Below are 23,022 nucleotides of genomic sequence, written 5' to 3'. Positions count from 1 at the left end.
GGGAATGGAAAATGGCGAAACGTGATCAGAACAAGCTTACAGGAAAACAAAAAGCAGCCATCCTCATGATTTCCTTAGGCCTTGATGTATCAGCTTCTGTGTACAAGCATTTGTCTGAAGAAGAAATTGAAAGATTGACACTCGAGATTTCGGGAGTCAGAAGCGTCGATCATCAAAGAAAAGATGAAATCATTGAAGAATTTCATAACATCGCAATCGCTCAGGACTATATTTCACAAGGCGGTTTAAATTACGCCCGCCAAGTGCTTGAAAAAGCGCTAGGTGAAGATAAAGCGGTAAGCATTTTAAACAGGCTCACCTCTTCTTTGCAGGTAAAGCCGTTTGATTTCGCGAGAAAAGCGGAGCCCGAACAGATTTTAAATTTCATTCAGCAGGAACATCCGCAAACGATGGCGCTGATTTTATCCTACCTTGACCCGGTGCAGGCCGGACAGATTTTGTCTGAGCTGAACCCGGACGTTCAGGCTGAGGTGGCAAGAAGGATTGCGGTTATGGACAGAACGTCTCCTGAAATCATAAATGAAGTGGAGCGGGTCCTTGAACAAAAGCTGTCCTCCTCCTTTACGCAGGATTATACGCAGACCGGCGGCATAGAAGCCGTTGTTGAAGTGTTAAACGGCGTAGACAGAGGAACGGAAAAAACGATCCTTGATTCATTAGAAATCCAAGATCCTGAGTTGGCGGATGAAATCAAAAAACGGATGTTTGTCTTTGAAGATATTGTCACCCTTGATAACCGTGCGATTCAGCGCGTGATCAGAGACGTTGAAAACGACGACCTCCTGCTTTCATTGAAGGTTGCGAGCGAGGAAGTCAAAGAAATCGTCTTCAGCAATATGTCACAGCGTATGGTTGAAACGTTTAAAGAGGAAATGGAAATTATGGGGCCTGTGCGTTTGCGTGATGTGGAAGAGGCGCAATCAAGAATCGTGGGCGTTGTCCGCAAGCTGGAAGAAGCCGGAGAAATTGTAATCGCGCGAGGCGGAGGAGACGATATTATTGTCTAATATCATTAAACAGCAATCATCATTTTCTCCTGAACAAAAACGGCGCAAGCTTTCCTTGCAGGAAGTCAGGAAAACACATTCCCATCCAGACCGGGAGGAACCCGAAAATCCGGAGGCTCTCATGGCTTTTGCCAAAGCAGAAGCCGACAGGGTGTCTGAAGAAGCGAAAAATCAATTAGAGCACACTCTTCTGCAGATTGAAGAAGCGAAAAACCGCTGGGCGGAAGAAAAACAAAGATTGATAGAAGAAGCAAAGGCAGAAGGATATGAAGAAGGCATGGCATTGGGAAAAGCCGAGGCTCAAGCTGAATACGCCAATCTCATCAGCCGGGCCAATGCCGTTATGGAAATGGCGAGACAGTCAGTCGAGGAAAAACTGGAAAGCGCTGAGGAAGAAATCATTGAGCTTTCCGTTGCGCTCGCTAAAAAAGTATGGCGGCAAAAAAGTGATGATAAAGAGGCTTTCCTTCTGCTGGTCAAACAGGTAGTAGCCGAAGTGAAAGATTATGATGACATCTCCATCTATGTGGACCCTGAATATTATGAGACGGTTCATCAGCATATGGACGAAATTCAGCAGCTGTTATACAAAGAATGCAGATTAAGCTTATATGCCGATGAAAAAGCCGCGAAGGGAACGTGCTCGATAGAAACTCCGTTCGGACGTGTTGATGCAGGCATAGACACCCAGCTGATGCAATTAAAGCAAAAGCTTTTAACGGCGCTTGAGGCGGGAGCGGAGCAATGAAGACACAGTATTTAATAGACTCAATTGAAACAGCGGATCCGTACAAGCGCTACGGCAAGGTTAAACGGGTCATCGGGCTGATGATTGAATCAAAAGGGCCCGAAAGCTCAATCGGAGATGTTTGTCTCATTTATCCGAAAGGCCATGCGAAAAAAGCGATTAAAGCTGAGGTTGTAGGCTTCCAAGATGAAAACATTCTGTTAATGCCTTATCTGGAAGCGGCCAGCATCGCGCCGGGCAGCATTGTGGAGGCCACTGGGGAGTCGCTCCGCATCAAAGTAGGCGCGGGTTTAATCGGACAAGTTGTCGACGCGTTCGGCGAACCTCTTGACGGCCGGGCGCTCCCGAAAGGTTTGTCCCCCGTTTCGACGGAACAGCCGCCGCCAAACCCGATGAAACGCCCGCCGATACGGGAAAAGATGGGTGTCGGCGTCAGATCGATTGACAGTCTGCTGACGGTAGGAAAAGGGCAGAGAATCGGGATTTTTGCCGGAAGCGGAGTCGGAAAAAGCACCCTGATGGGAATGATCGCGAAGCAGACTGAAGCTGATTTAAACATTATCGCACTCGTCGGGGAACGGGGGCGCGAGGTGCGTGAATTCATCGAGAAGGATTTAGGCGAAGAAGGCCTGAAACGCTCGATAGTCGTAGTCGCGACCTCTGATCAGCCTGCCTTAATGCGTTTGAAAGCGGCGTATACGGCCACCGCCATTGCAGAGTACTTCCGCGATAAAGGCCGGAATGTGATGTTCATGATGGACTCTGTCACGAGGGTCGCGATGGCTCAGCGGGAAATCGGCCTGGCAGCGGGAGAACCGCCGACAACAAAAGGATATACACCTTCTGTGTTCGCTATTTTGCCCCGTTTGCTGGAAAGAACGGGCGCGAATGAACAAGGAACGATAACCGCTTTTTATACGGTTCTCGTAGACGGAGATGACATGAACGAACCGATTGCCGATACGGTGCGCGGAATATTAGACGGGCATATCGTTCTCGATCGGGCGCTTGCCAACAAAGGGCAGTTCCCGGCCGTGAACATCCTGAAAAGCATCAGCAGGGTCATGTCTAATATTTCAGACACAGCGCACAAAGAGGCGGCCAACAAATTCCGCGATCTTCTGTCAACTTATCAAAACTCTGAAGATCTCATTAATATCGGAGCTTACAAAAGAGGATCATCAAGAGAAATTGATGAAGCGATTCAGTTTTATCCGCAGCTTATTCAATTTTTAAAACAAGGAACGGAAGAACCTGCTCAATTGGAAGACAGCATTGCGGCATTGACGAGTCTGACAGGAAAAGAGGAATAAACATCGTGGCATACCAATTCAGATTTCAAAAGCTGCTGGAATTAAAAGAAAATGAAAAAGACCAAACATTGACTGAATACAGACAATCGGTTTCTGAATTTGAGACAGTGGCTGAAAAACTATATGAAAATATGAGCAAAAAAGAATTGCTCGAAAAAGACAAAGAATCAAAGCTGAAATGCGGGATGAGCGTTCAGGAAATGAGACATTATCAGCACTTCGTTTCCAATCTTGAGAACACCATCTATCATTATCAAAAGCTTGTCATCATGAAACGAAATGAAATGAATGAGAAGCAGGAACAGCTCACCGAAAAAAACATTGAAGTAAAGAAATTTGAAAAAATGCGGGAAAAACAATTTAATATGTTCGCACTTGAAGACAAAGCTGCAGAGATGAGGGAAATGGACGACATTTCAATCAAGCAGTTTATGATTCAGGGGCATTAGGAGCGAATGAAATGGCCGATAAAGAAAAGAGATCTGGAAAGTTCGGTTCAATCCTGCTTTTTATCATGATCCCGCTGATTTTTCTGATCATCGTCGCAAGCATCATCCTTTGGGCTGCCGGCGTTGATGTGATGAAGCCGATTCAGGAAACAGCCGCTAAAACGCCTGTTTTAAAAGAATTGGTTCCCGAAACGAAAGAAATGAAAAGCGCGGCGGAAAAGCAGAAGGCAGACAGAACGGCTTCTCTTGAAAAGACCATAAAGGAACAAAAAAGTGAAATTAACATTTTGAATAAAGATTTAGACACAAGCAAGTCCGAAATCGATAATCTGAATCAGAAAATCCGTTCACTGAAACAGGAAGCTGAACAGCAGCAGAAAACGAAGACGGATGAAACGAAAAAAGACGCTGCGGATTCAGCCGGAAAAGATAAAATGATCAACATCTATAAAAGTATGGACAGCGGTAAAGCGGCAAGCATTATCGTAAAGCTGAAAGAAAAAGAAGCCCTCGATATTTTAAACGGATTAAGTAAAAAGCAGCTTGCTGAAATCTTGACGAAAATGACTCCTGAACAAGCGGCTAAATATACAGAAAAACTATCCGCTGACGGAAATAAGGAGTGATGTAAGTTGAAGCTGCTTGAATTAACGGGTAATCGTACGCAGACTGTGCAAAACAGCAATGTGAAGATGAATGTAAACAGCTTAGGTCTATTTCAGAACTGGCTCCTGTCGGAAATCACTTCTCCCCGGCAGCCCGGAGATGAAACAAAAACAAGTGACGCAGAGCTGAATGATGCCTTATCGAAAATCGGTGATTGGCTGAAAGCCGGCCCGGAAGATAAAGAATTGCAGCTAAAACAGCTGCTTGAGGCGGTAAAAGCTCTTGAAGGAAAGCAGACGGCTGAAACAGCTCTTCCTTTATTGAAACAGCTTGCCGAATCTGTTGAAGACATGTTAGCGGGAAAACAGCATGGAGCGAAGCCTGAAACGGATGAGCCGGATTCTTACGCAAAAGACGGGGATTCCGTCAAGGATGCGCTTGAGAAGGGGCTGCTTTTCATTCAAGAAGCTGTATCCCAGCTCTTCACATCTCAGCAGGAACTGCCGGACAGCGCGCAGGCAAAGGCGGTTTACCAGGAAGGCGCCCGTTTATTAGAGGCATTGAAAAAACAAGGTGTCCCAGACCGCGTGATTCAAGACCTGCGGCAGACATTTTTTCCGAAAAACGAATCTGCATCTAAACTTTACTCCATGACAGCCGCTGAGCTGAAGAGCTTTCAAAGCGTCGCGGAGCAGCTTGCGGGCCTTTCTCAAAAGGGAACAAAGGAATGGGATATGGCTGAAACTGAGCTGAAAGCTTTTGTGTTATCTCAATCATCTGAATCATCCCAAGAGTCAGCCGGGAAAACAGAACAGCAAAACGGCGGCACGGTTTCTCACGCAAAGGCGTCTGACAGCAAATTGTCTGCACATATACTGTTGTCGGGAACGAGAAGCCTTGCCGGCATTCAGCAAACGTCCGCAGGAGCTGAACAGCAGCCGGCAGAAAATAAACCGTTAACGGATCAGGTCATAAGCGGCTGGAAACAGATGAAATACACGCCTTTCGGGAAAACAACCGGAAGCTTTACGATTCGTCTTAATCCCGAAAACCTCGGATTTGTCACAATTAAGGTGACAAACGAAAACGGGATGTTTCAAAGCAAAATAATCGCATCCAGCCAGTCCGCGAAAGAGCTGCTGGAACAGCATCTTCCTCAGCTGAAACAGTCGCTTCCGAATATGGCGGTCCAGGTCGACCGTTTTACAGTCCCGCTTCAAAGCGGGGATCAGCAGCCTGTTTACGGGCAGACGGCCGATCACAATAAACAGCAGCATCAGGGACAGAGAGAGCAGAAGAACCAGCAGCAGTCAGGCGATTTCGGAGATATGCTGGAGGAGCTTTCTCTCAATGAAATGGAGGAAGAATAGTTGACATCAGTAAACTCGGATTATGCCGCGGCGGGCGCTTCAACCACTTCAAGCGCGAAGAGCACCGCCGCAGTAAACAGCAGCACGAATTTAGGGAAAGACGAATTTCTGAAGATCTTAATGACACAGGTTCAAAACCAGGACCCGCTCAATCCGGTTGATGACAAAGAATTCATCAGCCAGATGGCGACATTTTCTTCATTGGAGCAAATGATGAATATGAATACGACGATGACTAAATTTGTAGAAAATCAAGATCCGTTTACGATGTATGTGAACTGGATCGGCAAAAATGTCACATTCAGCGACAGCGACGGGAAGGATCAGACAAGCCCGGTCAATTCAGTCAAGCATTCAAACGGCAATTACGTGCTCGTGCTTGAAAACGGCAAAGAGGTCAGTCCGTGGAATGTCACGGCCGTCAGCGAAACATCTAAATAATAAGAAACTCAGGGGGAATTTAACATGTTACGTTCATTATATTCCGGTATCAGCGGCATGAAAAACTTTCAGACAAAACTAGATGTAATCGGCAATAACATCGCCAACGTCAACACAGTGGGATTTAAGAAAAGCCGCGTTACATTTAAAGATATGATCAGCCAGACAGTCGCCGGCGGTTCAAACGTGACCAATTCAAAACAAATCGGCTTGGGTGCCGCGACTTCTTCCATTGATGTTGTTCATTCAACCGGCGCCCCGCAGGCTACACAGAATAAAACCGACCTAGCCATTGACGGAGACGGCTACTTTCAGATTAATACAGGTGCGGGGATTGTTTACACACGTGCGGGGAATTTCGGAAAGGACAATCAAGGGAACCTTGTTACGACTGACGGGTACTATCTTGAAAAAATCGGCGGCGGCAAAATCAATATTCCGACTGATGCGAAAGATTACAGCATCGGTGCAGACGGAACCGTTACATACACTGATGCAGGGGATGAGGTTCATGATGCCGGACAAATCGGTCTGGTCACGTTCCCTAACAGCGCCGGTCTGGAAAAAATCGGAGGCAACCTTTACAGAGAATCATTAAGTTCAGGAGCTGCAAGCGCAGTCACCACTCCGGGCGAAAACGGAACGGGTAAGCTTTTGGCAGGCTATCTTGAAATGTCAAACGTAGATCTGACAGATGAATTTACCGAAATGATCGTTGCTCAGCGCGGTTTCCAATCAAACTCAAAAATCATTACGACTTCAGATGAAATCCTTCAGGAGCTGGTTAATCTGAAACGGTAAGGAGGGAGGAGAGGCGGTTAGGCCGCTTCTCCGGATTGCATGATTCAAGTCACCCGTTTAAACGGCCAGCCTTTTACGCTGAACGCGCTGTTTATCGAACAGATTGAGTGCTTCCCCGACACGACGATTACACTGTCCAACGGCAAAAAGTTCGTAGTGAAAGAACCGGAAGAAGCAGTTCTCAAAAAAGTCATATCGTTTTACCATAGCATACAAATATTTTCACTGGATCAGGGAATAGAGGAAGAAGAATGAAGAAAAAATTAGTCATCATTTTGCTGATTATTTTAATTGTCATTGCCGGCCTCGGAACGGCAGCTTATTTTGTCGTCAGCGGAAATTCCGGCAAAGATAAAAAGCCGACAATTGACGAAGTCGTTGCAGCCACTGTGTCTGTCGACGATATCACGACAAACTTAAAGTCTGACAGCATCATCCGTATCGGCATCAAGCTTGAAACCGACTCGGCTAAAGCGAAGGAAGAACTTGAAAAACGCGATTTTCAGGTGAAAGACAACATCATTTCCATTTTAGCTGACACAAGCGCCGGAGAGATTGAGGGAGATAAAGGAAGAGAAGCGTTTAAACAATCATTAAAAGAGAAAGTAAACAGCTATCTCCAAGAAGGAAAAGTTCAGAAAGTGTACATTACCTCCTTTAATCTGCAATAAAAACAAATTTGACAGAATACGGAGGTGAAGAAAATGTCAGGAGAAGTTCTCTCCCAAAATGAAATAGACGCACTGCTTTCCGCCATTTCCACGGGTGAGGCGGATGCGGAAGAGCTGAAAAAGGAAGTTAAAGAGAAAAAAGTAAAGGTATATGATTTTAAACGGGCTCTCAGATTCTCGAAAGATCAGATACGCAGTTTAACCCGGATACATGATAACTTTGCGAGGCTTCTCACAACACACTTTTCCGCCAAGCTCAGAACGTATATTCATATATCCGTCAGCTCAGTTGACCAGGTGCCGTATGAAGAATTTATCCGATCCATACCGAACATGACGATTTTAAATTTATTCGATGTTCATCCGATGGAAGGCAGAATCATGATGGAGGTTAATCCCACCATCGCATACGCAATGCTTGACCGCGTCATGGGAGGCATCGGCATCACTCATAACAAAGCTGACAGCCTTACGGAAATTGAAACGAATATTATTTCTAACTTATTTGAAAATGCACTGGGCAACTACAAAGAAGCGTGGCAATCGATTGCTGATATTGACCCTGAAATGACTGAATTTGAAGTGAATCCTCAGTTTGTACAGATGGTTTCCCCAAATGAAACAGTCGTTGTCATTTCTCTCAATACGCAGATAGGTGAAATCAGCGGTGTCATTAATCTTTGTATTCCCCATGTCGTACTTGAGCCGATTATCCCTAAGCTTTCCGTACATTATTGGATGCAATCAGACCGGAATGAAGCGAAGCCCGAAGAAACGAAGTTGCTTGAAAAGCGCATCATGACGGCTCAAATTCCCGTTGTGGCTCTCTTGGGCGCTTCTGAACTGACAATAGAAGAATTTTTAAGTTTGGAAGTCGGGGACTGTATAACTCTGGACAAATCAGTGACTGATCCTCTTACTGTATTGGTCGGAAACAAACCGAAGTTTTTAGGGCAGGCCGGCCGGGTGAATCGAAGACAGGCAGTGCAAATTTTAGATCACGACATAAGAGGTGAACAAGATGAACAATAGATTATCTCAAGATGAAATCGATGCTCTTCTTAACGGCACAAGCAGTCAGTCAGAGGATACAGAACAGCCTCAAGGGGCGAACTTGTCTGAACTTGAGCGCGATGCGATCGGAGAAATCGGGAATATTTCGTTCGGCAGCTCGGCTACGGCGCTGTCCACTCTTTTAAATCAAAAAGTGGACATTACGACACCGAGTGTGACCGTCATTTCAAAAAGCAAAATCAGTGATGAATTTCCTCATCCGTATGTTGCCATTGAAGTGAACTACACAGAAGGCTTTGACGGCAGCAATTTGCTCGTCGTCGAACAAAGCGACGCGGCCATCATCGCGGATTTGATGATCGGCGGGGACGGCCGGGGCGCCGATCCGTCACTCGGTGAAATCCACCTGAGCGCCGTGCAGGAAGCAATGAATCAAATGATGGGCTCGGCTGCTACGTCAATGTCGACCGTGTTCAGTAAAAAGATTGACATTTCTCCGCCAAGGGTTGAACTTCTGGATGTGACGGAAGAAAAAGGGACCGACAGAATACCTGAGGATGACCTGCTCGTAAAAGTGTCATTCCGTCTGAAAGTCGGCGAATTAATCGATTCGAGCATCATGCAGCTTTATCCGATTACGTTTGCGAAAGATCTGATCGCAGACCTGATGACTGCAGACCAGCATGAGTCAGAGGCCGCAGAAACTGTATCAGAACCTCAGCAAACATACGAAACGCCGCAGCCGGAACCTGCCATGCAGCCGGAGCCGCAGGCAAAACCCGAGCCTCCGAAGAGACAGGGAACCGCAAAAAAAGCTGCTCCTGTTCAAGTCGCTCCGGTAGAATTCCAGGCGTTTGATCATAACGAAGCGGCGCAAGGATCAAGGAATAACCTTGATATGCTGATGGATATTCCGCTTTCCGTTACGGTTGAGCTCGGCAGAACGAAGAGAAGCGTCAAAGAAATCCTTGAACTTTCTGCGGGAAGCATTATTGAGCTTGACAAGCTGGCTGGTGAACCTGTTGACATTCTGGTCAACCAGCGGATCGTGGCAAAGGGCGAGGTCGTTGTCATAGAAGAAAACTTCGGCGTGAGAGTCACTGATATTTTAAGTCAGGCAGACCGCCTTAACAATTTAAAATAAGCGAACATAGAGGAGAGAAACAGATTATGGCACACAGAATTTTAATTGTAGACGATGCAGCATTTATGAGAATGATGATCAAAGATATTTTAGTGAAGAACGGTTTTGACGTTGTAGCTGAAGCTTCAGACGGAGCGCAGGCAGTCGAAAAATTCAAAGAGCATTCCCCCGACCTTGTGACAATGGATATTACAATGCCTGAAATGGACGGGATTACAGCTTTAAAGGAAATTAAACAAATCGATCCGCAGGCGAAAATCATCATGTGTTCGGCTATGGGCCAGCAGTCAATGGTTATTGACGCGATTCAAGCCGGCGCAAAAGACTTTATCGTGAAACCGTTCCAAGCGGACCGCGTGCTTGAAGCTATTAATAAAACATTAAGCTAAAGGGTGTACGACTGTTGAAAAAGAGTCATGGTTTACTAGCTTTGATTTGTTGTTTCGTTTTACTCAATGTACATCCGTTCCCTGCTTTTGCGGCGGAGTCTGACAATTCCACCGTCAACGAATGGTTTGACAAACAATCAACAAACAAAACAGAGAAAAAAAGCGATACATCGAAACAAACGGCTGATCAAGAGATAGGGGATGCTTCTGCATCTTCTGTCTCCGCTTTTGATTTTGTAAAGATGATTGGGGCGTTATTATTCGTCATTCTGCTGATCTATGGATTTGTCAAACTGATGAATAGAAGAAACCGTCTGCTGAAGCCGTTTCAATATGTAGAAAATATCGGCGGAACGTCAGTCGGCCAAAACCGTTCCGTGCAGCTGATTAAAGTGGGAAACAGTGTTCTCGTAGTCGGTGTGGGCGAAACGATACAGCTTTTAAAAGAAATTGAAGATGAAAAAGAGCGCGAGGCGATTCTGAGCCAATACGAAGAGTCGATGTCTTCAAAAGTGGAATGGACCAAGCTCGTAAATCGGCGTAAGGATGGAGAAAAAAAGCCGCAAACGATGCTTCCGTCGTTTTCAAAAGCGCTGAAAGAACAGCTGAACGAGCTGAAACAAAGCCGTTCTGAAGGAAAGAAGAAAGGCCCTTATCATCATGAATGAATTTATTAATCTTTTTAATTCAAGCAGTCCGACCGAAGTCAGCTCCACTGTTAAATTACTGCTGCTTTTGACTGTCTTTTCAGTGGCGCCGGGGATTCTGATTTTGATGACCTGCTTTACGAGAATCGTCATCGTCCTGTCTTTTGTGAGAACCTCACTGGCGACGCAGAACATGCCTCCCAACCAGGTTTTAATCGGCCTTGCGCTGTTTTTGACGTTTTTTATTATGGCGCCGACTTTTTCAGAGATTAATAAGGAAGCCTTAACGCCGCTGATGGACAATAAAATCAGTCTCGATGAAGCATATACAAAAGCCGAGAAGCCGATTAAAGAGTATATGAGCAAGCATACAAGGCAGAAGGATCTGGCGCTGTTTATGAACTATGCCAAAATGAAAAAACCTGAATCGATTCAGGATATTCCTTTGACGACGATGGTGCCCGCTTATGCGATATCAGAACTCAAAACCGCTTTTCAAATGGGCTTTATGATTTTTATTCCGTTTTTAATTATCGATATGGTCGTGGCGAGCGTCTTAATGTCAATGGGAATGATGATGCTACCGCCGGTTATGATCTCTCTGCCCTTTAAAATATTGCTTTTCGTTTTGGTCGATGGATGGTATTTAATCGTGAAATCTTTGCTTGACAGCTTTTAGGGTAGGTGCTAATTGTGAGTTCAGAATTTGTAATTTCCATGGCGGAAAAAGCCGTATATGTAACACTAATGATCAGCGGGCCGCTGCTTGCGATCGCGCTGATTGTCGGTTTGCTCGTCAGTATCTTTCAAGCGACAACTCAAATCCAGGAACAGACGCTTGCGTTCATTCCGAAAATCGTGGCGGTGATGCTTGGACTGATCTTTTTCGGTCCTTGGATGCTGTCGACGATTCTTTCGTTCACAACTGATCTGTTTTCTCATCTGAACCGATTTGCAGGGTAGAATCAAATGAATTCCATCATTGATTTATTTCCCGCTTTTTTATTGGTCTTTATCAGAATCTCTGCTTTTTTTGTAACGGTGCCGGTGTTCGGACATCGGAATCTGCCGGCGGTTCACCGAATCGGCTTTGCTTTTTTTCTTTCGGTGATCTGCTTCAGCACGCTGAAACATGCGCCGGAAATAGAAATAGGGGAACAGTATATGCTGCTTGTCATAAAAGAGGCCGTTGTGGGCTTGAGCCTCGGGCTGATCGCTTTCATGATGATGACAGCCATTCAGATAGCAGGTTCCTTTATTGATTTTCAGATGGGCTTTTCCATCGCCAATGTCATTGATCCGCAATCAGGAACGCAAAGCCCGCTGATCGGACAATTCGTTTATACGCTGGCGCTGTTATTTATGCTCAGCATAAACGCCCATTATCTTTTATTGGACGGGATTTATTACAGCTTTCAGTATATCCCGCTTGATCAGGCATTTCCGTCGTTTGGAAATGATCACTTTGGACTTTTTATCGCAAAAAGCTTCAATGCCATGTTTATTATCGCTTTTCAAATGTCTGCGCCGGTTGTGGCCAGTCTGTTTTTAGTTGATTTGGCGCTCGGTATCGTGGCGAGAACGGTGCCGCAGCTGAATGTTTTCGTTGTCGGGCTTCCTCTGAAAATAGCCGTGAGCTTTATTATGCTGATCGTTTGTATGGCGGTGATGTTTGTCGTTGTCCGCAACATCTTCAGCCTTACCGTTGAAACCATGCGGAATCTATTGGCATTGGTCGGTGTGACATGATGAGGCTCAGACTGAATCTGCAATTCTTTGCCGGTGAAAAAACGGAGAAAGCCACGCCGAAAAAACGGAAGGATACAAGAAAGAAAGGACAGGTCGCGAAAAGTACGGATGTGAATACAGCCGTTTCTTTACTGATTATCTTTCTTTCGCTGATCGCGCTCGGTCCTTATATGCGGGACAGGCTGCTGTCCTTTATTAAAACGTTTTATACGAAATCGATATCTTTACATCTGTCAGCATCTGCCGTGCATGAACTGTTCGTGGATACGGTGAAAGATATCAGCCTGATTCTCGCGCCGATTATGCTGGTCGCGCTTGTGGCGGGTGTCGTGAGCAATTACATGCAGGTGGGTTTTCTGTTTTCTGCGGAAGTCCTCAAGCCTGACTTGAATAAGCTCAGCCCGCTGAAAGGATTTAAGCGGATTTACAGCATGAGGGCGATTGTTGAACTGGTCAAATCCATTTTGAAGATTACTGTGGTCGGTTTTGCCGCCTTTATGGTGCTCTGGCTGCATTATGGCGATATTCTCCGCCTTCCGCTTTTGACTCCTGCGGAAGTGCTCACTTTCGTTTCCAAGCTCACTCTTTGGATGGGGCTTGCGGGATCAGGGGCTTTAATGCTGCTGGCCGGGCTTGATTACTTATATCAGCGTTTTGATTATGAGAAAAATATCAGAATGTCAAAACAGGATATAAAAGATGAATACAAAAAATCGGAGGGTGATCCGATTATCAAGTCCAAGATTAAGCAGAAGCAACGGGAAATGGCGATGAGGCGGATGATGCAGGAAGTACCGAAAGCGGATGTCATCATTACCAACCCGACCCATTATGCGATAGCTTTAAAATATGATGAAAAGAAAATGGACGCTCCTTACATTGTTGCCAAAGGGGTCGACCATCTCGCATTAAAAATCAGGCAGATCGCCAAAGAACACGATGTCATGACGATTGAAAACAGGCCGCTCGCGCGTGCGTTATATGATCAGGTTGACATTGACCAGGCCGTGCCGGAAGAGTTTTTCAAAGTCATTGCGGAAATTTTGGCTTATGTATATAAAACGAAACAAAAAGTATAGTGAATTTCAGATTCAAAAGGAGAGAAAAACAGCATGTCAACAAGAGATTTATCGGTTTTAATAAGTGTTGTCCTCATTGTGGCAATGCTGGTGATTCCATTCCCTCCATGGTTGTTAAGTATTTTGATCATCATTAATATCTCTCTTGCGTTGATCGTGCTTCTCACCACAATGAATATGCAAGAACCGCTGCAATTCTCGATATTCCCGTCATTGCTGCTGTTATTGACGCTGTTTCGGCTTTCGCTCAATGTGTCGACGACACGTTCGATTCTTTCTCACGGAGAAGGGGGAAAGGTTGTTGAGACATTCGGGAATTTCGTTGTCGGCGGAAATGTGCTGGTAGGGCTTGTTGTCTTCATTATCTTGATTATTATTCAGTTTATCGTCATTACAAAAGGCGCCGAGCGGGTATCGGAAGTGGCGGCGAGATTTACGCTCGATGCGATGCCCGGAAAGCAAATGAGTATTGACGCGGATTTAAATGCCGGCATGATTACGGAGCAGGATGCAAAGCACAGACGTGAAAAAGTCGCCCGGGAAGCGGATTTTTACGGCGCCATGGACGGTGCGAGCAAATTCGTCAAAGGGGATGCCATCGCGGGTATCATCATCGTGATGATCAATATTATTTTCGGAATCGTAATCGGAATGCTGCAGCAGGGGATGAGCATACAAGAAGCTGCGTCTCACTTTACAATGCTGACGGTCGGTGACGGTATCGTTTCTCAAATGCCGGCCTTGCTCATTTCAACGGCTACGGGGATCGTCGTGACGAGAGCGGCATCTGAAGGAAACCTCGGTCATGATATTACAGGCCAGCTGTTTGCTTATCCGAAGCTCTTGTATGTAGCTGCGGGAACTGTACTTTTGCTCGGTCTTCTTACACCGATCGGCATTCTGCTGACGGGGCCGATCGCCGGTCTGCTTGCATTCGGCGCTTATATGCTGTCCAAAGCGGATAAGCCGAGCGAAGAAGAGGAAGAAATTCTTGAAGAAGAGGCTCAGGCGGATGAACTGAAAAGCCCGGAAAGCGTTGTGCAGCTTTTACATATTGATCCGATTGAATTTGAGTTCGGATACGGACTCGTACCGCTTGCAGACGCGGGGCAGGGCGGTGATCTTCTTGACCGCATCGTCATGATCAGACGTCAGCTTGCGCTTGAATTGGGACTTGTCATTCCGGTTGTGCGCATCAGAGATAACATCGCGCTCCAGCCGAATGAATACAGATTGAAAATTAAAGGCAATGAAGTCGCTAAAGGAGAGCTCCTGCTGGATCATTACTTAGCGATGTCACCGACGCCTGAAGATGACGTCATTGAAGGAATTGAAACGATTGAACCGTCGTTCGGACTTCCCGCAAAATGGATCAGTGAAGCTGCGAAAGATGAAGCGGACATGCTGGGGTATACAGTTGTTGATCCGGCGTCAGTCGTATCTACGCATATTACAGAAAAAATTAAGCAGCACGCCCATGAACTGGTCGGCAGACAGGAAACCAAGCAGCTGATCGATCATCTGAAGGAAAATTATCCTGTGCTTGTTGAGGAAGTCACGCCAAACCCTCTTTCTGTCGGCGATATTCAAAAGGTGCTTGCCAAATTGCTGAGAGAAAAAGTTTCAATCAGAAACTTGGTGACCATTTTTGAAACTCTTGCCGATTACGGAAGATTAACGACAGATTCAGATCTTTTGACAGAATACGCGAGACAGTCGCTTGCCAAACAAATCACGGCACAATATGCGAGAGAGCATGAAACGCTGAAGGTCATCACATGCTCAGGCCGGGTGGAAAAAGCGATTGCAGACGGGGTACAGCAGACTGAACAGGGCAATTACCTGTCACTCGACCCTGAGGTTTCAGACAGCATCATCCGTTCTGTCGCTAAAGAGGCCGAGCAGCTTTCCATCCGCCAGGAGTCGGCGATTCTGCTTTGCTCGCCTGCTGTCAGAATGTATGTAAAACAGCTGTTAGAACGGTATTTCCCTGATCTTCCGGTTCTTTCTTATAATGAGCTGGAAGCAAATGTTGAAGTACAGAGCATTGGAGTGGTGGATATTTAATGAAAATAAAAAAATTTACAGCCGCTTCAATGCAGGATGCCGCGAAGCAAATCAAAAAGGAACTCGGCAATGATGCCGTTATTTTACATTCCAAACAAGTAAAGAAACGAAAATGGCTGGGGCTGCGGTCGCAGCAGGCCGTCGAAGTGATAGCGGTTTTAGATCGTGACGTCAGGGAAGCGAGAAAAACGCCGCCGGCTGCCGCTGAAGAATTGAAAAAGACGAAAACGGCGGAGAAAGCTGAGCCTGTTCAGCCGCCGCGTCTTCCGGATCAAAGTATTTCCGGCGAACTGGCGCATTTTAAAGAAGTGCTCCCTGAACCATTAAAAAAAGCCGAGAGACTATTGAAGCAAGCCGGGCTTCCTGATCATACGCAAAACGCCGTACTCAGTGAATTGCTCCGTTCTTCAATTGTTTCCGGAGATTTAACTGAAGATAATGTCAGCTCAAAACTGCAGGATTTGTTAGTGAAAAAGCTCCCTTCGGCAGACAGGTGGCAGGAAGGGATTCAATCAAAATACGTCGTGCTTTTCGGTTCAACCGGGGCCGGCAAAACGACTACACTTGCGAAACTCGCGGCCTCATCAATGCTGACAGAGCATAAAAAAATTGCCTTTATGACGACGGATACTTACCGGATTGCCGCGGTCGAGCAGCTGAAGACATATGCGGAGCTGCTTCAGGCTCCTCTTGAAGTATGCTATTCAAAGGAAGAATGTCTGAAGGCACTGGAAAAATTCGCTGAATATGACCATGTTTTCATTGATACAGCCGGTAGAAACTTTAAAGAAGAGCAGTATATTACGGAATTACAAGAGATGATTCCGTTTGAATCAGGCTTACAATCCTTTCTCGTATTATCCGCATCTGCAAAATATGAAGATATGAAACAGGTGCTGAAACAGTTTTCAGGTGTGCCGGTCAATCAATTCATTTTCACGAAAACGGATGAAACCGCCTCACTCGGCTCCGTGTTTCAAGTGCTGTCGGAATCAAGAATCGGCGCCGCCTATTTGACAAATGGACAGGATGTGCCTGAAGACATCCTATCGGCTTCACCAAAAGAGTTTGTAAGGATGCTTTTGACATGAAACCCGATCAGGCAGAGTCATTAAGAAGGAAAATGAGAGAGCGGCAAATGATCAAGCCGGAGCTTTATGAGAAAAAAGCGAAGACATTAGCCGTCATCAGCGGTAAAGGCGGCGTCGGAAAATCTAATTTAACATTAAACATGGCAGTTGCCCTGCAGGAAAAAGGAAAAAAAGCACTCATCATTGATCTTGACATCGGAATGGGCAACATTGATGTGCTGATCGGCGCTGCTTCTTCCCGCACCATTATTGATGTGATGGAGAATCGGCACGCATTGGCGCAATCACTGTCCTCCGGTCCGAAAGGCCTTCGCTACATATCCGGAGGAACGGGGCTTGAGGCGATCTATCAAGCAGACGGAGAGAAGTGGGAGGCTTTTATGAATGGTCTTTCCGCTGTATTAAGCGATTTTGATTACGTTCTGTTTGATATGGGAGCGGGACTTTCAAAAGAACAGCTGCCGTTTATTTTATCGGCGGAAGACATTCTCGCTGTGACAACGCCTGAGCCGACGGCCATTATGGATGCCTACAGCGCGATCAAACATCTCTTGCTCGCGGATGAACGGCTGACCGTAAACATTGCCGTCAATCGCGCCCGCGCCCAAAAACAGGCGCTGGACACGTACAACCGCCTTTCTCATGCGATTCACACGTTTTTAGGCGCGGAGGTGCGTTTCGCCGGCTCCATACCCGATGACCCGTTAGTAAGTCAAGCCGTCATTGACCAGGTGCCTTTTTTAATAAAAAGTCCTCAAGCAAAAGCCAGCAGGTCCGTCCGTCTTCTGACGGATGTCTTGTTTCAAACGGAAGAAAACAAACCAAGAGAAGAGAAACCGGCATTTATTGAGAGATTATCTTCTTTTTTATTGAGGAGGACTTTACAGTGATTCGTGTGCTTGTCGTTGATGACTCAGCTTTTATGAGAAAGATGATTACCGATTTTCTGGCTGCGGAAGTGCAGATAGAAGTCATCGGGACAGCCAGAAACGGGGAAGAGGCGCTGAAGAAAATAGAGCTTCTCAAACCGGATGTTGTCACGCTTGATATTGAAATGCCGGTCATGAACGGAACGGATACATTGCGGAAGATCATCAGCATATATAAACTTCCCGTCATCATGGTATCGAGCCAGACACAGCAAGGGAAGGACCGAACGATCAACTGCCTGGAAATGGGCGCTTTTGATTTTATCACCAAGCCTTCCGGAGCGATTTCACTTGATCTTTATAAAATTAAAGAGCAGCTGATTGAGAGGGTGATTGCAGCCGGGCTGTCCCGCGCACAAAAACCTGAGGCGGCAGTGAAAGAGTCTTCTATCCCGGAACGTCCGGCTTTGGCGGGATTTGAAAGACCGAAAGCAAAATCCGCCAAGCAGGCCGTATTCATCGCGACCTCTACAGGCGGACCGCGGGCTCTGCAAAAGGTGATTCCGAAACTGCCGAAGGATTTAAAGGCGCCTGTATTTGTCGTTCAGCACATGCCTGAAGGCTTCACCGCTTCACTTGCAGACAGACTCAACCATTTGTCAGATATTCAGGTCAAAGAAGCGGAAAACGGTGAAGAAGCGAAAGACGGATGGGTGTACATCGCGCCCGGCGGAAAAAATATGACGGTTGCAGAGGAAGGCGGAAGGCTCCGCATCATTCTTGACGTTCATGATACGGAAAGCCGGCATAAACCGTCAGCCGATTATTTGTTTCGGTCGGCAAGCCGCTTATCCGATTACGAAAAGGTAGCCGTCATTATGACAGGCATGGGCAGCGACGGAACCGAGGGCGTAAAAGAAATGCTCAGAACAGGCAGCGTTAAAACGATTGCGGAATCGGACGAATCCTGTGTTGTGTTCGGAATGCCGAAGTCAGCGATAAAGGCGGGCCTCATTCATGAGATTAAACATGTGGAAGATATCGCGGCATCCATCACCGGATGTGTGAAAAAAGAGAGGGTGTGAATCAATTGGATATGAATCAATATTTAGATGTCTTTATTGATGAAAGTAAAGAGCACTTACAGACATGTAACGAAAAGCTGCTGCTGTTGGAAAAAGATCCGGCAGACCTTCAGCTTGTGCATGACATCTTCAGAGCTGCCCATACGCTGAAAGGCATGAGCGCAACGATGGGATATACAGATCTGGCGCATTTAACCCACCTGATGGAAAATGTGCTGGACGCTATCCGCAACGGAGAAATGCCCGTTACATCAGATTGGCTGGATGTGCTGTTTGAAGCGCTTGATCATCTTGAAGAGATGGTGCAGTCCATTATTGACGGAGGAGACGGCAAACGTGATATTTCTGAAGTGAGTGCGAAGCTCGACGTAAATGCGGTGCATGAGACTGCGGCTTCAGCCGAAACAGCAGAACCGCCGGCTTCAAAACAACAGGCTTCAACTGAATGGGATTATGACGAGTTCGAACGGACTGTTATTGAAGAGGCGGAAGAGCAAGGATTCAGCCGCTATGAAATAACGGTTTCCCTGAATGAAAGCTGCATGCTCAAAGCCGTGCGCGTGTACATGATATTTGAAAAGCTGAATGAAGCCGGGGAAGTCGCAAAAACAATACCCGCCGCGGAAGTGCTTGAGACGGAAGATTTCGGAACGGATTTTCAAGTGTGTTTCTTGACAAAGCAGCCTGCTGAAGAAATTAAAGAACTCATCAGCGGCATTTCAGAAGTGGAGAATGTCGAAATTTCTGCCGGTGCGCCGTTAAAAACGGCCGAAAAACCGCAAGCGGCTGAACCGGTGAAGGAAGCTCCGGTTAAAAAGGCTGAGAAACAGCCTAAGCCGCAAGCGAAAACGGAAGAACAGCCGAAGCATCACAGCGGCTCGAAAACGATTCGCGTCAACATTGAAAGACTGGATTCTTCAATGAACCTTTTTGAAGAACTTGTCATTGACCGCGGACGTCTTGAGCAGATCGCCAAAGAGCTTGACCACAATGAGCTGACTGAAACCGTTGAACGCCTGACCAGAATCTCGGGCGACCTTCAGTCTATTATTCTTAATATGCGGATGGTGCCGGTAGAAACCGTCTTTAACCGTTTCCCGAGAATGATCCGCCAGCTTCAAAAAGAATTAAACAAGAAAATCGAATTGTCCATCATCGGAGCTGAAACGGAGCTGGACCGCACGGTGATTGATGAAATCGGCGATCCGCTTGTTCATTTAATCAGAAACAGCATCGATCACGGCATTGAATCGCCTGAAGTGCGGGTGAATAAAGGAAAACCGGAATCAGGTCATGTCGTGCTTAAGGCATATCACAGCGGCAACCACGTCTTTATTGAGGTTGAAGATGACGGGGCCGGCCTGAACAGAAAGAAAATTCTTGAAAAAGCGCTCGAGCGGAGTGTAATCACCGAACGTGATGCTGAAACGCTTGAAGATAATGAGATTTACGAGCTTATTTTTGCTCCGGGCTTCTCGACTGCCGATCAAATTTCTGACATTTCAGGGCGGGGCGTCGGCCTGGATGTCGTAAAAAATAAACTCGAATCACTCGGCGGCTCTGTCAGTGTCAAATCCGCGGAAGGTCAAGGTTCTCTTTTCAGTATCCAGCTTCCGCTGACACTTTCAATTATATCCGTTCTTCTCATTAAACTGGAAGAAGAGACGTTTGCGATACCGATTTCTTCTATTATAGAGACGGCTGTTATTGATAAGAAAGATATCCTGCAGACGCATGACAGAGAAGTGATTGATTTCAGAGGCCAAATCGTTCCGATCGTCTATCTGAAAAAAGAATTCGGCATTACGGATTCAAAACAGGATGCCGATCAGTTCCATGTCATCGTCGTGAAAAAGGGCGATAAATCCACTGCTTTTGTCGTGGATTCTTTTATCGGACAGCAGGAAGTCGTACTGAAATCACTCGGCGACTATTTGACGAACGTCTTTGCGATTTCCGGCGCTACGATTCTCGGAAACGGAGAAGTGGCGCTGATTATTGATTGCAATGCGCTGATCTACTAAAACGACACGAGGAGGTGCCCGAATGACTGCTGAAATCAAAACAGGTGAAAAAATGATTGTGTTTATGATAAACGGGAAAGAATACGCTATCTCAGTTTCCCAGGTGAAATCAATTGAAAAGTGGCAAAAACCGACGAGGGTCCCGGGTGTGGAATCTTATATCCGCGGCGTTATCAATCTGCGCGGAGTGATTACCCCGGTTCTTGATTTAAGAAAACGTCTGAATCAGCCTGAACAGGACATCACAGAAGAGACTCGGATTATCATCATTTCTTACCGTGACGCTGATGTCGGATGGGTCGTGGATGAGGCCAATGACGTCATCACCGTGCATGAAAATGAAATCGAATCCGCGCCTGAAAGCCAGACAAAGGAAACGGATGTGTGGATTAAACAGATCGTCAAGCAAGATAACAGGCTCCTCAATATTATCGATGCGCATGCGGTACTGGATAAAGGTGCTTCGGCATCTGCGTCCGGAGAGCCTAATGCTTAAAGGGGAAAAGACAACATGAGTAAGTTTGAAGCGATCAAAGAAGAGCAGATGGATATTTTGCGGGAAGTCGGAAATATCGGGGCGGGTCACTCGGCTTCTGCAATGGCTCAGCTGCTGAACAGAAAGATAGACATGGAAGTGCCGTTTGCGACTTTATTGACATTTGATGAGCTCGCTGATTTTTTCGGCGGGGCTGAAACGCCGGTCGCCAGTATCTTTTTAAGAATGGAAGGCGACATGACCGGCTCTATCTTTCTCATCATGCCTTTCCATCAGGCGGAACAGTTTATCAGAGAGCTGATCGGAAATCCGGATTTTGATATTGACCAGTTGGGTGAAGATCATTTGAGTTCTTCTGCTTTACATGAGTTCGGCAATATTTTAGCAGGTTCCTATTTAACGGCATTGGCTGATTTGACAAAGCTTGAGATTTACCCGAGCGTGCCGGAAATCTCACTTGATATGTTCGGCGCGGTTATCAGTGAAGGGCTGATGGAACTCAGCCAAGTCGGAGAGCATGCCATTGTCGTGGATACTTCTATTTTTGACCAGGGCAGCCGGCAGGAGCTCAAAGCCCACATGTTTATGCTCCCGGACTATGATTCTTTTGAAAAGCTCTTCGTCTCATTGGGTGCGGCTTTATGAGCCGTGCGGAAGCCGCAGTCGTTAAAGTGGGGATTGCGGATGTTCAAGTCGCGCGTTACCCGGATAAAATCCGGACCTCGGGACTCGGTTCATGCGTAGGGCTGGTTTTATACGATAAAGACAAACAAACGGCAGGACTCGTTCACGTCATGCTGCCGGACTCCGGTTTATCAAAAACGGCGGAGCTCAACCGTGCAAAATACGCGGACACCGCCGTTAAGATGACGATTGATATGCTTTTGAAAGCCGGCTGCCGCAAGTTTGCCCTGAAGGCAAAACTCGCCGGGGGAGCGGAGATGTTTAAGTTTAAAATGACAAACGACCTGATGAAAATCGGTCCGAGGAATGTAGCGGCCATCAAAGAGCAGCTTTCATTGTATAACATTCCGGTCATCAGTGAAGATACGGGCGGCTCAAGCGGCCGGACGATTGAATTTGAGCCAAAGTCCTGCATGCTGCACATTCGAACTGTTAAACAAGGTGAAACAACGATTTAATAAAGGTATGAGGTAGGGGGATAACAATGCAATCCTTGAATTATGAAGATCAGGTGCTTTGGTCGCGCTGGAAAGAGTGGAAAGATCCTAAAGCCGGTGATGATTTAATGCGCCGTTACATGCCGCTGGTCACATATCATGTCGGCAGAATTTCCGTCGGACTGCCGAAATCGGTGCATAAAGACGATCTAATGAGCCTTGGTATGCTTGGTTTATATGATGCCCTGGAAAAATTTGACCCCGGCCGGGATTTAAAATTTGATACCTATGCCTCGTTTAGAATTCGCGGTGCAATCATCGACGGGCTGCGTAAAGAAGATTGGCTGCCCAGAACTTCACGGGAGAAGACAAAAAAAGTCGAAGCGGCGATCGAAAAACTTGAACAGCGCTACCTTCGGAATGTGACGCCTTCAGAGATCGCAGAAGAGCTGGGGATGACGGAGCAGGACGTAGTATCAACGATGAATGAAGGGTTTTTTGCCAATCTCTTATCAATTGATGAAAAGCTTCACGACCAGGATGACGGTGAGAATATTCAAGTGATGATCAGAGATGACAAAAATGTGCCGCCGGAAGAAAAAATCATGAAGGACGAGCTGATCGCTCAGCTTGCGGGCAAAATTCACGAGCTCTCTGAAAAAGAGCAGCTTGTCGTCAGTTTATTCTATAAAGAAGAACTGACTTTGACCGAGATCGGACAAGTCCTGAACCTTTCGACGTCGCGGATTTCACAGATTCATTCAAAGGCGCTGTTTAAATTAAAGCATCTGCTTGAAAAAGTAATTCAATAATGAACTCA

General features: G+C 46.3%; 27 protein-coding genes. All 27 read left to right on the top strand.

The window, feature by feature from the left end; all coding sequences use genetic code 11:
• Positions 1 to 11: 11 nt before the first annotated feature.
• From fliG to sigD, 27 genes are read left to right on the top strand one after another with little or no spacing between them, the layout of a single operon-like run.
• Complete coding sequence (gene fliG / locus BZ167_RS01295) at positions 12 to 1,028, top strand: flagellar motor switch protein FliG (RefSeq protein ID WP_003154256.1); 1,017 nt, start codon at positions 12 to 14, stop codon at positions 1,026 to 1,028.
• Entirely contained in the window at positions 1,021 to 1,776 is a 756-nt protein-coding gene (fliH, locus tag BZ167_RS01290) for a flagellar assembly protein FliH (RefSeq protein WP_060675466.1), read from the top strand. The genes fliG and fliH overlap by 8 nt, the downstream gene beginning before the upstream one ends.
• On the top strand, positions 1,773 to 3,089 hold the full coding sequence (gene fliI / locus BZ167_RS01285; RefSeq protein WP_015417467.1) for a flagellar protein export ATPase FliI: 1,317 nt from the start codon (positions 1,773 to 1,775) through the stop codon (positions 3,087 to 3,089). Before fliH ends, fliI begins: the two co-directional genes overlap by 4 nt.
• Before the next feature lie 5 nt (positions 3,090 to 3,094).
• Complete coding sequence (gene fliJ / locus BZ167_RS01280; RefSeq protein ID WP_032874893.1) at positions 3,095 to 3,538, top strand: flagellar export protein FliJ; 444 nt, start codon at positions 3,095 to 3,097, stop codon at positions 3,536 to 3,538.
• Positions 3,539 to 3,549: 11 nt separating this feature from the next.
• Positions 3,550 to 4,164: a MotE family protein gene (locus BZ167_RS01275; protein ID WP_015417468.1), complete on the top strand. Its 615-nt coding sequence runs from the start codon at positions 3,550 to 3,552 to the stop codon at positions 4,162 to 4,164.
• Positions 4,165 to 4,170: 6 nt separating this feature from the next.
• On the top strand, positions 4,171 to 5,514 hold the full coding sequence (locus BZ167_RS01270) for a flagellar hook-length control protein FliK (protein WP_061861458.1): 1,344 nt from the start codon (positions 4,171 to 4,173) through the stop codon (positions 5,512 to 5,514).
• Positions 5,515 to 5,955 (top strand): flagellar hook assembly protein FlgD, encoded by a 441-nt coding sequence (gene flgD, locus BZ167_RS01265; RefSeq protein WP_015239855.1) that lies wholly within the window; start codon positions 5,515 to 5,517, stop codon positions 5,953 to 5,955. It abuts the gene before it with no gap.
• Between the two features lie 24 nt (positions 5,956 to 5,979).
• Positions 5,980 to 6,756 carry a flagellar basal body rod protein FlgG gene (gene flgG, locus BZ167_RS01260; protein ID WP_007409783.1) on the top strand — a complete coding sequence of 259 codons (777 nt, stop codon included), beginning with the start codon at positions 5,980 to 5,982 and terminating at the stop codon, positions 6,754 to 6,756.
• A 39-nt stretch (positions 6,757 to 6,795) separates the two neighbouring features.
• On the top strand, positions 6,796 to 7,011 hold the full coding sequence (locus tag BZ167_RS01255) for a swarming motility protein SwrD (RefSeq protein WP_003154243.1): 216 nt from the start codon (positions 6,796 to 6,798) through the stop codon (positions 7,009 to 7,011).
• Positions 7,008 to 7,427 (top strand): flagellar basal body-associated protein FliL, encoded by a 420-nt coding sequence (fliL, locus tag BZ167_RS01250; protein ID WP_014417773.1) that lies wholly within the window; start codon positions 7,008 to 7,010, stop codon positions 7,425 to 7,427. The genes BZ167_RS01255 and fliL overlap by 4 nt, the downstream gene beginning before the upstream one ends.
• A 33-nt stretch (positions 7,428 to 7,460) precedes the next feature.
• The gene (gene fliM, locus BZ167_RS01245) at positions 7,461 to 8,459 is read left to right on the top strand and encodes a flagellar motor switch protein FliM (protein WP_003154240.1); all 999 of its coding nucleotides are present in this window, start codon (positions 7,461 to 7,463) and stop codon (positions 8,457 to 8,459) included.
• Entirely contained in the window at positions 8,449 to 9,585 is a 1,137-nt protein-coding gene (gene fliY / locus BZ167_RS01240) for a flagellar motor switch phosphatase FliY (protein WP_060675467.1), read from the top strand. The genes fliM and fliY overlap by 11 nt, the downstream gene beginning before the upstream one ends.
• 26 nt (positions 9,586 to 9,611) lie before the next feature.
• Complete coding sequence (gene cheY / locus BZ167_RS01235; protein ID WP_003154238.1) at positions 9,612 to 9,974, top strand: chemotaxis protein CheY; 363 nt, start codon at positions 9,612 to 9,614, stop codon at positions 9,972 to 9,974.
• Positions 9,975 to 9,988: 14 nt separating this feature from the next.
• Entirely contained in the window at positions 9,989 to 10,642 is a 654-nt protein-coding gene (gene fliZ / locus BZ167_RS01230) for a flagella biosynthesis regulatory protein FliZ (protein WP_020955822.1), read from the top strand.
• The gene (fliP, locus tag BZ167_RS01225) at positions 10,635 to 11,300 is read left to right on the top strand and encodes a flagellar type III secretion system pore protein FliP (protein ID WP_007409786.1); all 666 of its coding nucleotides are present in this window, start codon (positions 10,635 to 10,637) and stop codon (positions 11,298 to 11,300) included. Before fliZ ends, fliP begins: the two co-directional genes overlap by 8 nt.
• 14 nt (positions 11,301 to 11,314) lie before the next feature.
• Entirely contained in the window at positions 11,315 to 11,584 is a 270-nt protein-coding gene (gene fliQ, locus BZ167_RS01220) for a flagellar biosynthesis protein FliQ (protein WP_003154234.1), read from the top strand.
• 6 nt (positions 11,585 to 11,590) lie between these two features.
• Positions 11,591 to 12,370, top strand: coding sequence for a flagellar biosynthetic protein FliR (gene fliR / locus BZ167_RS01215; RefSeq protein WP_012117557.1), 780 nt, complete (start codon positions 11,591 to 11,593; stop codon positions 12,368 to 12,370).
• Positions 12,370 to 13,449 carry a flagellar biosynthesis protein FlhB gene (flhB, locus tag BZ167_RS01210; RefSeq protein WP_007409787.1) on the top strand — a complete coding sequence of 360 codons (1,080 nt, stop codon included), beginning with the start codon at positions 12,370 to 12,372 and terminating at the stop codon, positions 13,447 to 13,449. The genes fliR and flhB overlap by 1 nt, the downstream gene beginning before the upstream one ends.
• Positions 13,450 to 13,482: 33 nt before the next feature.
• Positions 13,483 to 15,516, top strand: a complete 2,034-nt coding sequence (flhA, locus tag BZ167_RS01205; protein WP_007409788.1) for a flagellar biosynthesis protein FlhA — start codon at positions 13,483 to 13,485, stop codon at positions 15,514 to 15,516.
• The gene (gene flhF, locus BZ167_RS01200; RefSeq protein WP_053573439.1) at positions 15,516 to 16,607 is read left to right on the top strand and encodes a flagellar biosynthesis GTPase FlhF; all 1,092 of its coding nucleotides are present in this window, start codon (positions 15,516 to 15,518) and stop codon (positions 16,605 to 16,607) included. The genes flhA and flhF overlap by 1 nt, the downstream gene beginning before the upstream one ends.
• The gene (locus BZ167_RS01195; protein WP_060675468.1) at positions 16,604 to 17,497 is read left to right on the top strand and encodes a MinD/ParA family protein; all 894 of its coding nucleotides are present in this window, start codon (positions 16,604 to 16,606) and stop codon (positions 17,495 to 17,497) included. The genes flhF and BZ167_RS01195 overlap by 4 nt, the downstream gene beginning before the upstream one ends.
• Complete coding sequence (locus BZ167_RS01190; RefSeq protein WP_015417477.1) at positions 17,494 to 18,561, top strand: protein-glutamate methylesterase/protein-glutamine glutaminase; 1,068 nt, start codon at positions 17,494 to 17,496, stop codon at positions 18,559 to 18,561. The genes BZ167_RS01195 and BZ167_RS01190 overlap by 4 nt, the downstream gene beginning before the upstream one ends.
• Before the next feature lie 5 nt (positions 18,562 to 18,566).
• A complete protein-coding gene (gene cheA, locus BZ167_RS01185; RefSeq protein WP_047935717.1) occupies positions 18,567 to 20,585 on the top strand; it encodes a chemotaxis protein CheA in 2,019 nt (672 codons plus the stop codon).
• A gap of 22 nt (positions 20,586 to 20,607) precedes the next feature.
• A complete protein-coding gene (gene cheW / locus BZ167_RS01180; protein ID WP_003154225.1) occupies positions 20,608 to 21,081 on the top strand; it encodes a chemotaxis protein CheW in 474 nt (157 codons plus the stop codon).
• Between the two features lie 15 nt (positions 21,082 to 21,096).
• Positions 21,097 to 21,726 carry a CheY-P phosphatase CheC gene (gene cheC / locus BZ167_RS01175; RefSeq protein ID WP_003154222.1) on the top strand — a complete coding sequence of 210 codons (630 nt, stop codon included), beginning with the start codon at positions 21,097 to 21,099 and terminating at the stop codon, positions 21,724 to 21,726.
• The gene (gene cheD / locus BZ167_RS01170; protein ID WP_003154219.1) at positions 21,723 to 22,223 is read left to right on the top strand and encodes a chemoreceptor glutamine deamidase CheD; all 501 of its coding nucleotides are present in this window, start codon (positions 21,723 to 21,725) and stop codon (positions 22,221 to 22,223) included. The genes cheC and cheD overlap by 4 nt, the downstream gene beginning before the upstream one ends.
• Positions 22,224 to 22,249: 26 nt before the next feature.
• Positions 22,250 to 23,014: an RNA polymerase sigma-28 factor SigD gene (gene sigD, locus BZ167_RS01165; protein ID WP_003154217.1), complete on the top strand. Its 765-nt coding sequence runs from the start codon at positions 22,250 to 22,252 to the stop codon at positions 23,012 to 23,014.
• Positions 23,015 to 23,022 lie beyond the last annotated feature (8 nt).

The sequence above is a fragment of the Bacillus sp. 275 genome (assembly GCF_001999205.1).
Lineage (GTDB): Bacteria > Bacillota > Bacilli > Bacillales > Bacillaceae > Bacillus > Bacillus velezensis.
Note: the sequence above shows the minus strand (reverse complement) of the source record. Positions and strands in the feature narration are given on the sequence as shown.